Source organism: Phytohalomonas tamaricis (genome assembly GCF_003012345.1).
In the GTDB taxonomy this organism is placed as follows: Bacteria; Pseudomonadota; Gammaproteobacteria; order Pseudomonadales; family Halomonadaceae; genus Phytohalomonas; species Phytohalomonas tamaricis.
Map to the genome: position 1 here is coordinate 12,130 of NZ_PVRV01000013.1, position 15,261 is coordinate 27,390.

A 15,261-nucleotide genomic window follows, 5' to 3' on the forward strand; every position below is an offset into this window, starting at 1 on the left:
GCAGATTCTCTGGTTTCCTTATATTAAAGCCATGCTCTGAGGAGTCCCTTATCCATGAAACATAACGCCGAGGTGCAAGAGTCGCGCCACGACGGTATTAAGTGGACGGTCGTTGTCGTTCTCGTGGCATTGGCCGTTGCTGGTAACTCCTATTTTTCTGATCAGGCGCTTCTGTACCGTGTGCTTGGTGTTGTTATTCTTGGAGTGCTGGCAGCTATTGTCGCTCTTTCTACGGCAAAAGGCCGAGAGCTGGCTTTGCTTGCACAGAATGCCCGAAAGGAAATCCAGCGCGTAGTATGGCCAACTCGGCAAGAAACCGTACAGACTACTGCCATTGTTCTGGCGGCAGTGGCGTTGGTTGGGCTGGTGCTTTGGTTGATCGACACATTACTCGGCTGGCTGATGTCGGGCATCATTGGTTAGGAGATTGCATGGCTAAGCGCTGGTACGTCGTTCATGCCTATTCTGGTTTTGAAAAACAAGTCATGCGCTCATTAAAAGAGCGCGTGAAACTTTACGAAATAGAAGACGAATTCGGGGAAATCCTGGTGCCGACCGAAGAGGTCGTGGAAATGCGAGAGGGTAAGCGCCGCAAGAGTGAGCGCAAATTTTACCCTGGCTATGTTCTGGTCGAGATGGAAATGAACGACCGCACTTGGCATATTGTCAATGAAACCCCGCGTGTAATGGGATTTATCGGTGGTACTCCTGAAAAGCCCGCGCCGATTACGCAGCGCGAAGCTGAGGCTATTTTGCATCGTGTTCAGGATGGTAGTGACAAGCCACGCCCCAAAACCATGTTTGATGCTGGTGAAACTGTTCGTGTTATCGACGGTCCATTCGCTGACTTCAACGGGGTGGTGGAAGAAGTAAATTATGAAAAGAACCGACTACAAGTGAGCGTTCTTATTTTTGGTCGTTCTACGCCTGTCGAACTTGAGTTTTCACAAGTCGAGAAAGAGTAGGCGTGACATGATATGAAAGCGCGCTGCGCTTTCTTTTCCGGGGAGCCGTAAGGCGCTATTACCCACTAGGAGTATTATTATGGCAAAGAAGGTACAAGCTTATATCAAGCTGCAGGTTGCAGCGGGTAAAGCTAATCCAAGTCCTCCCGTTGGGCCGGCTCTGGGTCAGCATGGTGTTAATATCATGGAATTCTGTAAAGCCTTTAATGCGGCGACGCAGGATATTGAACCAGGTCTGCCGACACCGGTTGTGATCACAGTTTATTCTGATCGCAGCTTTACGTTTGTTACCAAGACGCCGCCTGCCGCCATTCTTCTCAAGAAAGCTGCTGGTATTCAGTCTGGTTCTGGTGAGCCGAACAAGAAGAAGGTGGGTACGGTAACTCGCGATCAGTTAGAAGAGATTGCTCGGACCAAAGAACCCGATATGACTGCTGCTAATCTTGATGCAGCTGTGCGTACCATCGCGGGTACTGCTCGTAGTATGGGCCTGAACGTGGAGGGTCTCTGAGATGGCAAAACTTTCTAAGCGTATGAAGCAGATTCGCGCCAAGGTTGATCCGACCAAGGTGTATAGCGTTGAGGAGGCTACGTCACTTCTGGCTGAGCTGTCTTCCGTTAAGTTCAAAGAATCCGTTGAAGTAGCAGTTAACCTGGGCGTAGATCCGCGCAAATCAGATCAGGTTGTGCGTGGCGCTACTGTTATGCCTAACGGTACTGGTAAGGACGTTCGTGTGGCTGTATTTGCTCAAGGTGCAAATGCTGACGCTGCACGTGAAGCTGGTGCTGAAATCGTGGGCATGGAAGATCTTGCCGACGAGGTCAAGAAAGGCAATCTGAATTTTGACGTTGTTGTTGCCTCTCCGGATGCAATGCGCGTTGTTGGTCAGCTTGGTCAGATTTTGGGTCCGCGTGGGCTGATGCCGAACCCAAAAGTCGGAACTGTGACACCTGATGTCGCTACTGCCGTCCGTAATGCCAAGGCGGGACAGGTGCGTTTCCGTACCGACAAGAACGGTATCATTCATGCTACTATCGGTAAGGTCGATTTCAGTGCTGATGCACTTAAGGTCAACCTTGATGCATTGGTTAATGACCTCAAGAGGCTCAAGCCAAGTACGTCTAAGGGCGTGTATCTGAAAAAGGTCTCCCTGTCCACAACGATGGGCCCGGGTGTGACTATTGACCATTCTTACTTGGTCTAAAATTTGAATCTTATTGCAAGAACTTTGCGGTCCCCGTGCTTGATGGGGCGGGGCACCGTCAAAGACCGTAGGTGTCTGGTGTCAGAACCGGGCTTAATGTTTCGACGCTGAGTTCGAGCGCCTACGCAGATGGTGCGGTCCGCCAGATCTTCTGGTGCCCGCCATCACCCAGACTCGCTATCTGTATTGAGGTGGCGAGAGTTGGTAACTACGGGGCAATCTCATCATGAAGATGCGCCCCGGCACGGAGGAGTGAAATATGCCAATAGGTCTCGAAGACAAAAAAGCAATTGTTGCTGAAGTCAGCGAAACCGCTGGTGCTGCGCTCTCTATCGTCGTTGCCGATTCCCGTGGTGTGTCTGTTAGTGCAATGACTGATTTGCGCAAGCAGGCCCGCGAGAATGGCGTCCAGCTACGTGTTGTGCGTAACACGCTGGTACGTCGCGCCCTGTCAGGTACTTCTTATGAGTGTCTGAACGATGCCTTCTTTGGCCCGACTCTGTTGGCTTTCTCCATGGAGCATCCTGGCGCTGGTGCGCGGCTGCTCAAGGATTTCGCTAAGCAGCAGGCGGCTTTCGAAGTCAAGGCGCTGGCTTACGAAGGTGAGCTGATCCCAGCGGAACAGATCGATCGTCTGGCGACTCTGCCGACGTACGAAGAGGCGCTTGCCAAGCTGATGTCGGTCATGAAGGAAGCTTCTGCCGGCAAGCTGGTTCGCACACTTGCTGCGTTGCGTGACAAAAAGGAAGAAGAAGCTGCTGCATAAGCTTCACTGCCTTCAAGCACGAATCGAATACTATTTGATCGAGCACTTGTTGCTCCGCAAAGTTTAGGAAAGTAATCATGGCACTGAGCAAAGAAGACATCATCGACGCGGTTGCGGAAATGTCAGTCATGGAAGTCGCTGAGCTGGTTTCTGCGATGGAAGAAAAGTTCGGCGTTTCTGCTGCTGCTGCAGTCGTTGCTGGTCCTGCTGGCGCAGGTGAAGCCGCTGCAGAAGAACAGACTGAATTTGATCTCGTTCTGACTGCTGCTGGTGAGAAGAAGGTCAACGTCATCAAGGTTGTCCGTGAAATTACCGGCCTCGGCTTGAAAGAAGCCAAGGGTGCTGTTGACGGCGCGCCGTCAACGCTGAAGGAAGCGATGTCCAAGGACGACGCTGAAGCAGCTAAGAAGAAACTGGAAGAAGCTGGCGCTAGCGTAGAGCTCAAGTAATCCTAGTGATTGCTTATCTATACGCTGCGTAAGCGTCCACGGCTGGTGGCGGACCTCCGCCGCCGGCCTTTTTCTGTTGCACCGGGTCAGTTCGAAAGCCGCTTATCGAATTAGGCTGAACATTTCGAAGTAGTCCGGAAAATCTCAACGGCGAGTCTCTGTTTTGAGGCTTGCCGTTGACGCCTGACGGGGGCGTTCTCCTCGTTGTGGCGTGCCGACCACGCCGGTCACTCATGGTGAACAAGCTGGGGAATACAGATGGCTTACTCATACACTGAGAAAAAACGCATCCGCAAGGATTTTGGCAAACTGCCCCAAGTGATGGATGTGCCTTACCTGCTGGCCATCCAGCTTGACTCCTATTACGACTTCCTCCAGCAGGAAAAGACGCCTGAGCAGCGTCTGGATACTGGTCTGCATGCCGCATTCAACTCCGTATTTCCAATCGAGAGCTTCTCAGGTAACGCTGCTCTCGAATACGTGAGCTACCGATTCGGCACACCAGCATTCGATGTCAAGGAATGTCAGCTGCGTGGCGTGACGTACTCTGCCCCGCTGCGTGTAAAAGTGCGCCTGATCATTTATGACCGCGAATCGTCTAACAAGGCGATCAAGGACATTAAGGAACAGGAAGTCTACATGGGGGAAATCCCCCTGATGACTGAAAACGGTACCTTTGTCGTCAATGGTACTGAGCGAGTGATTGTCTCGCAGCTGCATCGCAGTCCCGGTGTGTTCTTTGACCATGACAAGGGTAAGAGTCACTCTTCGGGCAAGCTGCTTTATTCTGCGCGGGTAATTCCTTACCGCGGTTCATGGCTCGATTTCGAGTTTGATCCGCGCGATAACGTCTTTGTACGTATCGACCGTCGTCGCAAATTGCCTGCTACCGTGCTGCTGCGTGCGTTAGGCTACAATGCTGAAGATATTCTCGGCTTTTTCTTTGATACCAATGTATATCATATTGAAAAGTCTGGTTTTTCTGTTGAGCTTGTTCCGTCGCGCCTGCGTGGTGAAACAGCATCTTTTGAAATTCTTGATAATGACGGAAATGTCATTGTTGAAGAAGGGCGCAGGATTACCCAAAAACATATTCGCCAAATAGAGAAGTCCGGTATTGAGCGCCTTGCTGTGCCAATGGAATATTTATTTGGCAAGACGCTGGCCAAGGATCAAGTCGATCCCAAAACCGGCGAGCTGATTTGTGTGTGTAATACCGAGCTTACTCCTGAGCTGATCGAAAAACTGGGACAGGCGGGTATCACGAGCTTTGAAACGCTCTATACCAACGACCTTGATACCGGCCCGTTCATTTCAGACACGCTGAAGGTTGATTCGACCCATTCGCAGTTGGAAGCGCTGGTCGAGATCTATCGCATGATGCGTCCCGGTGAGCCACCCACCAAGGATGCCGCTGATTCGCTGTTCAACAATCTGTTCTTCAGCGAAGACCGCTATGACCTGTCGGGCGTCGGCCGTATGAAGTTCAACCGCCGTCTACGTCGTGATAACGACGAAGGACCGGGTGTGTTGACTCATGATGACATCATTGATGTTCTCAAGGAGCTGATCAACATCCGTAACGGCTTTGGCGATGTTGATGATATCGACCACCTTGGCAATCGCCGTATCCGTAGTGTGGGCGAGATGGCCGAAAACCAGTTCCGCGTTGGTCTGGTGCGTGTTGAGCGTGCGGTCAAGGAACGCCTGTCCATGGCTGAAAGCGAAGGCCTGATGCCGCAAGACCTGATTAATGCCAAGCCGGTTGCGGCGGCAGTGAAGGAGTTCTTCGGATCAAGTCAGCTTTCACAGTTCATGGATCAGAACAACCCGCTCTCAGAGGTTACGCACAAGCGTCGTGTATCAGCGCTTGGGCCGGGTGGTTTGACACGTGAGCGCGCTGGCTTCGAGGTTCGTGACGTTCACGCCACGCACTATGGCCGACTGTGTCCTATCGAGACGCCTGAAGGACCGAACATCGGTCTGATTAACTCGCTGGCGACTTACAGCCGTACCAACAGCTATGGGTTCCTTGAAACGCCTTATCGCAAGGTAGAGGGACGCCAAGTTACCGATGAACTGGTTCATCTATCAGCAATCGAAGAAGGCGATTACATCATCGCCCAGGCTTCTGCGACTGTTGATGAAGGTAATAAATTGATCGATGACCTTGTTCAGGTGCGTCATAAGGGTGAAACCACCTTCATGACGCCTGACAAGGTAACACTGATGGATGTGTCACCACGTCAGGTCGTGTCCGTCGCTGCTGCGCTGATTCCGTTCCTTGAGCACGATGATGCGAACCGCGCTCTTATGGGTTCGAACATGCAGCGTCAGGCTGTGCCCACGCTCAAGGCGGATAAGCCACTGGTAGGTACTGGCATGGAGCGCTTTGTCGCCCGTGACTCCGGTGTATGCGCCGTGGCGAGACGTGGCGGGATGGTTGACTCGGTTGATGCAAAGCGCATCGTTATCCGTGTCAATGAAGATGAGATCATTGGCGGTGAAGCTGGCGTCGATATCTACAACCTGACCAAGTATGTGCGCTCGAACCAGAATACTTGCCAGAACCAGCGCCCTATCGTTCGGCCTGGTGATCAGGTGGCTATCGGTGACATTCTCGCTGATGGTCCGTCGGTAGATACCGGTGATCTGGCATTGGGACAGAACATGCGTATCGCGTTCATGCCCTGGAACGGCTACAACTTCGAAGACTCTATTCTCGTCTCCGAGCGCGTGGTGGAAGAGGATCGATTTACAACGATCCATATCCAGGAACTGACGTGCGTTTCGCGTGATACCAAGCTGGGGCCAGAGGAGATTTCCTCGGATATTCCCAACGTTGGGGAGTCAGCGCTCGGAAAGCTTGATGAATCGGGAATCGTCTACATAGGCGCCGAAATCAACGCAGGCGATATCTTGGTCGGTAAGGTGACGCCCAAGGGCGAGACCCAACTGACACCGGAAGAGAAGCTGCTGCGTGCGATCTTTGGTGAAAAGGCTTCTGACGTTAAAGATACGTCGCTGCGTGCTCCAACAGGGATGCGCGGTACTGTTATTGATGTTCAGGTCTTTACGCGTGATGGTGTTGAAAAGGACCCACGTGCTTTAGCGATCGAGCAAATGCAGCTCGCAGAGGTACGTAAGGATCTGCAAGAGACTTACCGTATCGCTGAGGACGCTACCTTCGAACGTATCAAGCGTACGCTTGACGGGCAGCCCGTCAATGGTGGCCCTCGTCTCAAGAAGGGCGATACGCTCGATGAAGAGTATCTCGATGAGTTGCCGCGCCAGCAATGGTTCAAGCTGCGTATGCAGGATGAGTCGCTCAATGAGCTGTTGGCTCAGGCCGACGAGCAGCTAGAGAATCGTCGCAAGGAGATGGACGAGCGTTTCGAAGATAAGAAACGCAAGTTGACTCAGGGCGATGACTTGGCACCGGGTGTGTTGAAGATCGTCAAGGTCTATCTGGCCGTGAGACGTCGTATTCAGCCAGGTGACAAGATGGCTGGACGTCACGGTAACAAAGGTGTTATTTCGGCAATCATGCCAATTGAGGATATGCCGTTTAATGCCGCCGGTGAACCTGTCGATGTGGTGTTGAACCCGCTGGGTGTACCTTCACGCATGAACGTGGGTCAGATCCTTGAAACGCACCTCGGGATGGCTGCTTTCGGCTTAGGCGCAAAAATTGACCGTATGCTCAAGGATGCTCGAGAGCAGCAGCTCGCCGAAATCCGTGAGTTCCTGGACAAGGTTTACAATACCAGCGGTGGCCGTCAGGAATCGCTCGACGAGCTTACTGATGACGAAGTGATCACTCTGGCCAAGAACTTGTCTCGTGGCGTGCCGATTGCCTCGCCGGTTTTCGATGGTGCCAAAGAGCATGAGATAAAAGGATTGCTCAAGCTTGCCGATCTGCCGGAATCGGGTCAGATGGAGCTCTTCGACGGCCGTACCGGCGAGCGCTTCGATCGTCCGGTCACCGTAGGCTACATGTACATGCTCAAATTGAACCACTTGGTCGACGACAAGATGCATGCTCGCTCTACCGGTTCCTACTCACTGGTTACTCAGCAGCCGCTGGGTGGTAAGGCGCAGTTTGGCGGTCAGCGCTTCGGTGAGATGGAGGTATGGGCACTTGAGGCCTATGGCGCAGCATACACGCTGCAGGAAATGCTCACAGTCAAGTCTGACGATGTCGAAGGACGTACCAAGATGTACAAGAGCATCGTAGATGGTGATCACAGCATGCAGGCCGGAATGCCTGAGTCATTTAACGTATTGGTAAAAGAAATTCGCTCGCTGGGTATCGACATCGAGCTGGAAAGTTAAAGGCGTTAGCCGAGCCCTTGATGGTCCGCGGATCCCGCTTGCGGGATCCGCTCATGACAACTCCGCAACGGAGCCGACCTTATGAAAGATTTGGTGAAAGTACTCAAATCACAGGCGCAGTCCGAAGAATTTGATGCAATCAAGATTACGCTTGCATCTCCGGACATGATTCGCTCCTGGTCCTATGGTGAGGTTAAAAAACCTGAAACCATCAATTATCGTACGTTCAAGCCTGAACGCGACGGTCTGTTCTGCGCCAAGATTTTCGGCCCGGTAAAGGACTATGAGTGCTTGTGCGGCAAGTACAAGCGCATGAAGCATCGCGGCATTATCTGCGAAAAGTGTGGCGTTGAGGTCACCAAAGCCTCTGTGCGCCGTGAGCGCATGGGCCACATTGAGCTGGCCAGCCCGGTCGCGCACATCTGGTTCTTGAAGTCTTTGCCGAGCCGCATTGGTATGCTGCTCGACATGACGCTGCGTGATATTGAGCGTGTACTTTATTTCGAGTCGTTTGTGGTTATCGACCCGGGCATGACCACGCTTGAGCGTAGCCAGCTTTTAAACGATGAGCAGTATTTCGAGGCGCTCGAAGAGTTCGGCGATGACTTTGACGCACGCATGGGGGCCGAGGCCATCCAAGCGCTGCTGTCTGATATCGAGCTCGAAGAAGAGATTGAGCGTCTGCGTGAAGAGATTCCGCAGACTAATTCTGAAACCAAGATCAAGAAGCTCTCCAAGCGTTTGAAACTGCTGGAGGCCTTCTTCAAATCCGGCAACCATCCGGGCTGGATGATCATGGAAGTACTTCCGGTGTTGCCACCGGATCTGCGTCCACTGGTCCCGCTTGATGGTGGACGCTTTGCGACATCGGATCTGAACGATCTGTATCGTCGTGTGATTAACCGTAATAACCGTCTGAAGCGTCTGCTTGATCTTAATGCGCCCGATATCATCGTGCGTAATGAGAAACGCATGTTGCAGGAATCGGTCGATGCGCTGCTTGATAACGGTCGTCGCGGTCGCGCCATTACCGGCTCTAACAAGCGTCCGCTCAAGTCGCTAGCCGACATGATCAAAGGTAAGCAGGGGCGTTTCCGTCAAAACCTGCTGGGCAAGCGTGTCGATTATTCGGGCCGTTCTGTCATTACCGTAGGTCCAACGCTGCGTTTGCATCAGTGTGGTCTGCCTAAGAAGATGGCGCTTGAACTGTTCAAGCCGTTCATTTATTCGAAGCTGCAGTCCTACGGCCACGCGTCGACGATCAAAGCCGCCAAGAAAATGGTTGAGCGTGAAGTGCCCGAGGTTTGGGACATCCTGGCCGATGTTATCCGTGAGCATCCGGTACTGCTCAACCGTGCGCCGACGCTACACCGTCTGGGTATTCAGGCATTTGAGCCGATGCTGATCGAGGGCAAGGCGATTCAGCTGCACCCGTTGGTCTGTGCGGCTTATAACGCTGACTTTGACGGTGACCAGATGGCCGTTCACGTACCGCTGACGCTGGAAGCCCAGCTGGAAGCGCGTGCGTTAATGATGTCGACCAATAACGTGCTCTCGCCTGCCAACGGCGAGCCGATCATAGTGCCGTCTCAGGACGTCGTGTTGGGTCTTTATTACATGACCCGTGAAAAGATTGGCGCCAAGGGCGAGGGCATGACGTTCTCGAACCTGAACGAAGTCGAGCGTGCGCATGGTACACATAGTGTGGCGCTGCATGCGCGGGTCAAGGTGCGCCTGACTGAGTGGACCAAGAACGAAGAGACTGGCGAGTTTAGCGCTCATACCTCGATCAAGGACACTACCGTCGGCCGTGCGCTGCTGTATCGCATCGTTCCGAAAGGTATGGAGTTCGAGATCGTCAACCGGCCGATGAAGAAGAAGGCGATCTCTCAGCTTATCAACGTGGCTTATCGTAGCGTTGGGCTTAAAGAGACCGTTATCTTCGCTGATCAGCTGATGTATACCGGCTTCCGCTTAGCGACTTGGTCAGGTGCTTCGATCGGTGTTAACGACTTCGTTATCCCTGATGAGAAGAAGTCAATCATCGATGCTGCCGAAGATGAAGTTAAAGAGATTGAAGATCAGTTCTCTTCCGGTCTCGTGACGGCGGGTGAGAAGTACAACAAGGTTATCGATATCTGGTCGAAAGCCAACGACAAGGTTGCCAAGGCGATGATGAGCGGTATCTCCAAGGAGACCGTTACTGATCGTGAGGGCAATCAGGTCGAGCAGGATTCGTTCAATAGTGTCTTCATCATGGCCGACTCTGGTGCACGTGGTAGTGCCGCCCAGATTCGTCAGCTGGCGGGGATGCGTGGCTTGATGGCCAAGCCGGACGGTTCGATCATCGAGACACCGATCACGGCCAACTTCCGTGAAGGCTTGAACGTACTCCAGTACTTCATATCGACTCACGGCGCTCGTAAGGGCTTGGCAGATACCGCCCTTAAGACCGCTAACTCAGGTTATCTGACGCGTCGTCTGGTTGACGTTGCTCAAGATCTGGTTATTACAGAAGTCGATTGCGGTACCGAAGAAGGGCTGACGCTGCATCCGGTTATCGAAGGCGGCGATGTCATTGTCTCATTGGCTGAGCGTGTTCTTGGGCGTGTTGTTGCGCGCGACGTGATCGATCCGGAAAGCCAGGATGTCCTGATTCCGAAGGGTACGTTGCTCGATGAAGAGTGGTGCAACAAGCTTGATACCATGGGCGTCGACGAGATTATTGTACGTAGTGCGATCGCCTGTGAAACCAGTCATGGCGTTTGTGCATCGTGCTACGGTCGTGATCTGGCTCGTGGCCATCTGGTTAATGTCGGTGAATCTGTCGGTGTAATCGCCGCACAGTCGATCGGTGAACCGGGTACTCAGCTGACCATGCGTACCTTCCACATCGGCGGTGCAGCATCACGTGCATCCGCGATAGATAGTGTTCAGGTCAAGCATGGCGGTACGGTACGTCTTCACAACATGAAGAATGTCGAGCGCGCTGACGGTAAGCTGGTTGTGGTCTCTCGCTCCAGTGCGTTGGCAGTTGCCGATGACCATGGTCGTGAACGTGAGTACTATAAACTGCCTTACGGTGCGGAGCTCTCTGTCAATGACGGTGATCGGGTCGAAGGTGGCCAGATCGTGGCGAAGTGGGATCCGCATACGCATCCGATCGTTGCAGAAGTGACTGGCCGTGTGCAGTTCACCGACATGGAGGAAGGCCTTACCATTCACCGTACGGTGGATGAGCTGACTGGACTCTCATCGATCGAGATCATCGAATCAGCTAATCGTCCGGCTTCCGGCCGTGATAAACGTCCGATGATCATGCTTCAGGACGAGGCGGGCAAGCATATCGCACTGCCTGGCTCCAATACGCCGGTCCAGTACATGCTGCCGGGCAACGCTATCGTTTCTGTGGATAACAGTACAGAAATTGGTGTCGGTGAGGTTGTTGCACGTATTCCTGTTGAGGCGTCCGGAAACAAGGATATTACCGGTGGTCTGCCGCGCGTTGCCGATCTCTTTGAGGCTCGTAAGCCCAAGGAGTCGTCTATCCTGGCAGAAATCTCGGGTACCGTGACCTTCGGTAAAGAGACCAAGGGTAAGCGCCGCTTGGCGATTAACCCGTCCGAAGGTGATCCGTTCGAGATGCTGATTCCGAAATGGCGTCAGATCGGTGTGTTCGAGGGCGAGACCGTTGAGAAGGGTGAGGTGATTTCCGATGGCCCCAGCAATCCGCACGATATTCTGCGGCTGTTAGGTGTGTCGGAACTTGCGAAGTACATCACTACTGAAATCCAGGACGTTTATCGTCTGCAGGGCGTAGGTATCAACGACAAGCACATTGAAGTCATTGTGCGTCAGATGCTGCGTAAGGTAGAGATTACCGATGCGGGTGATAGTGATTTAATTCCTGGAGATCAGGTCGAAATCGTGCGTGTGCTTGAGGAAAACGCTCGTTTGGCTGAGCAGGATAAATTCCCTGCCAAATATGAGCGTGTGCTGCTCGGTATCACTAAAGCTTCGTTGGCCACCGAGTCGTTCATTTCTGCGGCCTCGTTCCAGGAAACTACGCGTGTACTGACGGAAGCGGCCGTAACTGGCAAGCGCGACCATTTGCGTGGATTGAAGGAAAACGTTGTTGTAGGCCGACTGATTCCGGCGGGAACGGGCCTAACGCATCATGCCGAGCGTCGTCGCAAGCGTGAAGAATCTGAGCGTAGCCTCTATCCATCTGCGCTTGATGTCGAGCAGCAGCTGGGCGAGCATCTAACCGCTCTAGATGCTGACGACGACGATATCTAAGTTCTTTTGCATCCTCTGCGTTATCCAGCTTCGTCCATTACGGGGCTGGACTTGACGTCTTGGCGCATAAGCCCTTAGAATTCGCAGCCTTTAACAGTAGGGAAAGGTGCGTCCTGTCCTTACTGTTTTGTTATATCATCATTGGAGTGAGCTGTTCATGGCAACTATTAACCAGCTGGTGCGCAAGCCGCGCAAGCGCCCGCACGCGAAAAGCGACGTGCCTGCGCTGCAGGCTTGTCCCCAGAAGCGTGGTGTTTGCACACGCGTCTATACGACCACCCCGAAGAAGCCAAACTCGGCACTGCGTAAAGTATGCCGCGTGCGTTTGACCAACGGCTTCGAAGTAACTTCCTATATCGGCGGGGAAGGCCACAATCTGCAGGAGCACTCTGTGATCCTGATCCGTGGCGGTCGTGTAAAAGACTTGCCGGGTGTGCGTTATCACACCGTCCGTGGTGCCTTGGATACGTCTGGTGTTCAGAACCGTAAGCAAGGCCGTTCTAAGTACGGTACCAAGCGTCCGAAATCCTAATTCATACTGGTCTGATAAGAGTAAGGCTGGGCGCTTTATTTGTCCCGGGTTTACCTGAAAGACCCTTCGACTTGAGGGCTTATCATGCCTAGAAGACGTATTGCAGCAAAACGCGAAATATTGCCGGATCCTAAGTTCGGAAGTGAGCGTCTTGCTAAGTTTATGAACCATTTGATGATCAGTGGCAAAAAGTCGGTCGCCGAGCGTATCGTTTACGGTGCGCTTGATCGAGTTGCCGAACGCTCCAATGATGAGCCGCTGAGCATCTTCGAAAAGGCTCTGGAAACTATCCAGCCGATGGTTGAAGTCAAATCACGCCGTGTCGGTGGTGCTACTTATCAAGTGCCCGTCGAAGTGCGCCCTTCTCGTCGTCAGGCGTTGGCAATGCGCTGGATGGCTGATGCTGCTCGTAATCGTGGTGAGAAAACCATGGCTCAGCGTCTCGCTGGTGAGATGCTTGATGCGGCAGAAGGTAAGGGTGCAGCCGTGAAGAAGCGTGAAGACGTGCATCGTATGGCCGAAGCCAACAAGGCCTTCTCTCACTACCGCTTCTAAACAACAGGATTATCTATCGTGGCACGTAAGACTCAGCTTAAGCGTTACCGCAACATCGGTATCGTTGCACACGTAGACGCCGGCAAGACGACTACGACCGAGCGTGTCCTGTTCTATACTGGTCTGTCACATAAGATTGGCGAAGTGCACGAAGGTGCCGCCGTCATGGACTGGATGGAGCAGGAGCAGGAGCGTGGTATTACCATCACTTCTGCAGCGACTACCTGCTTCTGGCAGGGCATGAACAAGCAGTTCGATGAGCACCGTATCAATATCATTGATACGCCTGGGCACGTTGACTTCACTATCGAAGTTGAACGTTCTCTGCGTGTTCTTGATGGTGCGGTCGTTGTTCTGTGCGGATCCTCTGGTGTTCAGCCGCAGACTGAAACGGTCTGGCGTCAGGCGAATAAGTACGAAGTACCTCGCATGGTGTTCGTCAACAAGATGGACCGCGCTGGTGCTGACTTCTTCATGGTTGTTGAGCAGCTCAAGGAGCGCTTGGGCGCTAATCCGGTACCGATCCAGATTAACTGGGGTGCTGAGGATGAGTTCAAGGGCGTTATTGATCTCCTTCAGATGAAAGCCATTCTCTGGAATGAAGAAGACAAGGGCATGACTTATGACTTGGTCGATATTCCGGCTGAGTTGCAGGATACAGCCCAAGAGTGGCGCGAGCATATGCTCGAGGCTGCTGCCGAGGCATCTGAAGAGCTGATGGACAAGTACCTCGAAGAGGGTGATCTCTCCATCGAGGAAGTGAAGGCTGGTTTGCGCCGTCGTACGCTTGAAAATGAAATCGTGCCGGTAGTCTGTGGTAGCGCCTTCAAGAACAAGGGCGTTCAAGCCATGCTTGACGGTGTCATTGAGTACCTGCCATCGCCGACAGAAGTCAAGGCGATCGAGGGTGAGCTTGATGATGCGGCAGGTACTATCGAGACGCGTGAAGCTGATGATACAGCGCCGTTTGCTGCATTGGCTTTCAAGATCGCGACTGACCCTTTTGTCGGCACTCTGACGTTCATTCGTGTCTACTCCGGTGTGCTTAACTCCGGTGATAGTGTCTATAACTCCGTGAAGGACAAGAAGGAGCGCGTTGGCCGTATCGTCCAGATGCACTCCAACAGTCGTCAGGAGATCAAGGAAGTCTACGCCGGCGATATCGCAGCGTGTGTTGGCCTGAAAGATGTTACTACTGGCGATACGCTTTGCGATCCAAATGCCAAGATTGTGCTTGAGCGCATGGAATTCCCAGATCCCGTCATCTCCGTTGCTGTTGAGCCTAAATCCAAGGCTGATCAGGAGAAGATGGGTATCGCTCTTGGCAAGCTTGCGCAGGAAGATCCGTCTTTCCGCGTCAAGACCGATGAAGAAACCGGCCAGACCATTATTTCTGGGATGGGTGAGCTGCACCTCGACATTATCGTTGATCGTATGCGTCGCGAGTTCAAGGTGGAGGCTAACATCGGTAAGCCCCAGGTCGCCTACCGTGAAACTATCCGTGGCAGTGTCGAGCAGGAAGGCAAGTTCGTCCGTCAGTCCGGTGGCCGTGGTCAGTTTGGTCACGTGTGGCTGCGTATTGAACCGCTTACTGATGCAGACAAGGGCGAAGATGAAGAATTGACCTTCAAATTCGCATCCGAAATCGTCGGTGGTACAGTTCCTAAGGAATACGTGCCTGCCGTTGAAAAAGGGGCCTACGAGCAGCTTCAGAATGGGGTTATCGCAGGTTATCCGATGATTGATGTGAAGGTCACGTTGTTTGACGGTTCCTATCACGACGTCGACTCTAACGAGAATGCCTTCAAGATCGCATCTTCCATGGCGATTAAAGAAGGGGCTCGCAAGGCTAAAGCTGTTCTGCTCGAGCCGGTTATGCGAGTCGAGGTAGTGACGCCTGAGGATTTCATGGGCGACGTCATGGGCGACTTGAACCGTCGGCGTGGTCTGGTGCAGGGCATGGATGATTCTTCCACTGGCAAGATCATCCGCGCAATGGTGCCACTGGGTGAGATGTTCGGTTATGCGACTGATCTACGCTCGCAGACCCAGGGCCGCGCAAGCTACTCCATGGAGTTTGCGAAGTACGATGAGGCGCCGTCCAGCGTCGTCGAAGCCGTCATCAAACAGAACTGATAATCGTTAGCTGATTAAA

11 protein-coding genes are annotated in these 15,261 nt (G+C 53.0%); all 11 read left to right on the forward strand.

What is annotated here, in order from left to right; genetic code table 11:
* The first annotated feature begins 54 nt into the window (after window positions 1–54).
* The 11 genes from secE to fusA all read left to right on the forward strand — a co-directional run bounded on the left by secE (window position 55) and on the right by fusA (window position 15,242).
* A complete protein-coding gene (gene secE / locus C3Z11_RS00225; RefSeq protein WP_106475524.1) occupies window positions 55–423 on the forward strand; it encodes a preprotein translocase subunit SecE in 369 nt (122 codons plus the stop codon).
* A gap of 8 nt (window positions 424–431) precedes the next feature.
* Window positions 432–965, forward strand: a complete 534-nt coding sequence (nusG, locus tag C3Z11_RS00230) for a transcription termination/antitermination protein NusG (protein WP_106475525.1) — start codon at window positions 432–434, stop codon at window positions 963–965.
* Between the two features lie 79 nt (window positions 966–1,044).
* A complete protein-coding gene (rplK, locus tag C3Z11_RS00235; protein WP_106475526.1) occupies window positions 1,045–1,476 on the forward strand; it encodes a 50S ribosomal protein L11 in 432 nt (143 codons plus the stop codon).
* 1 nt (window position 1,477) lies between these two features.
* The gene (gene rplA, locus C3Z11_RS00240) at window positions 1,478–2,170 is read left to right on the forward strand and encodes a 50S ribosomal protein L1 (RefSeq protein WP_106475527.1); all 693 of its coding nucleotides are present in this window, start codon (window positions 1,478–1,480) and stop codon (window positions 2,168–2,170) included.
* A gap of 259 nt (window positions 2,171–2,429) precedes the next feature.
* Complete coding sequence (gene rplJ / locus C3Z11_RS00245) at window positions 2,430–2,936, forward strand: 50S ribosomal protein L10 (RefSeq protein WP_106475528.1); 507 nt, start codon at window positions 2,430–2,432, stop codon at window positions 2,934–2,936.
* Between the two features lie 77 nt (window positions 2,937–3,013).
* The gene (gene rplL, locus C3Z11_RS00250) at window positions 3,014–3,385 is read left to right on the forward strand and encodes a 50S ribosomal protein L7/L12 (RefSeq protein ID WP_106475529.1); all 372 of its coding nucleotides are present in this window, start codon (window positions 3,014–3,016) and stop codon (window positions 3,383–3,385) included.
* Window positions 3,386–3,643: 258 nt separating this feature from the next.
* Complete coding sequence (gene rpoB, locus C3Z11_RS00255; protein ID WP_106475530.1) at window positions 3,644–7,720, forward strand: DNA-directed RNA polymerase subunit beta; 4,077 nt, start codon at window positions 3,644–3,646, stop codon at window positions 7,718–7,720.
* Window positions 7,721–7,801: 81 nt separating this feature from the next.
* Window positions 7,802–12,019, forward strand: a complete 4,218-nt coding sequence (rpoC, locus tag C3Z11_RS00260; protein ID WP_106475531.1) for a DNA-directed RNA polymerase subunit beta' — start codon at window positions 7,802–7,804, stop codon at window positions 12,017–12,019.
* Window positions 12,020–12,176: 157 nt separating this feature from the next.
* Window positions 12,177–12,551: a 30S ribosomal protein S12 gene (gene rpsL, locus C3Z11_RS00265; RefSeq protein WP_106475532.1), complete on the forward strand. Its 375-nt coding sequence runs from the start codon at window positions 12,177–12,179 to the stop codon at window positions 12,549–12,551.
* 84 nt (window positions 12,552–12,635) lie between these two features.
* Window positions 12,636–13,106 (forward strand): 30S ribosomal protein S7, encoded by a 471-nt coding sequence (gene rpsG, locus C3Z11_RS00270; RefSeq protein WP_106475533.1) that lies wholly within the window; start codon window positions 12,636–12,638, stop codon window positions 13,104–13,106.
* 18 nt (window positions 13,107–13,124) lie between these two features.
* Window positions 13,125–15,242, forward strand: a complete 2,118-nt coding sequence (fusA, locus tag C3Z11_RS00275) for an elongation factor G (protein ID WP_106475534.1) — start codon at window positions 13,125–13,127, stop codon at window positions 15,240–15,242.
* The last annotated feature ends 19 nt before the right edge of the window (window positions 15,243–15,261 follow it).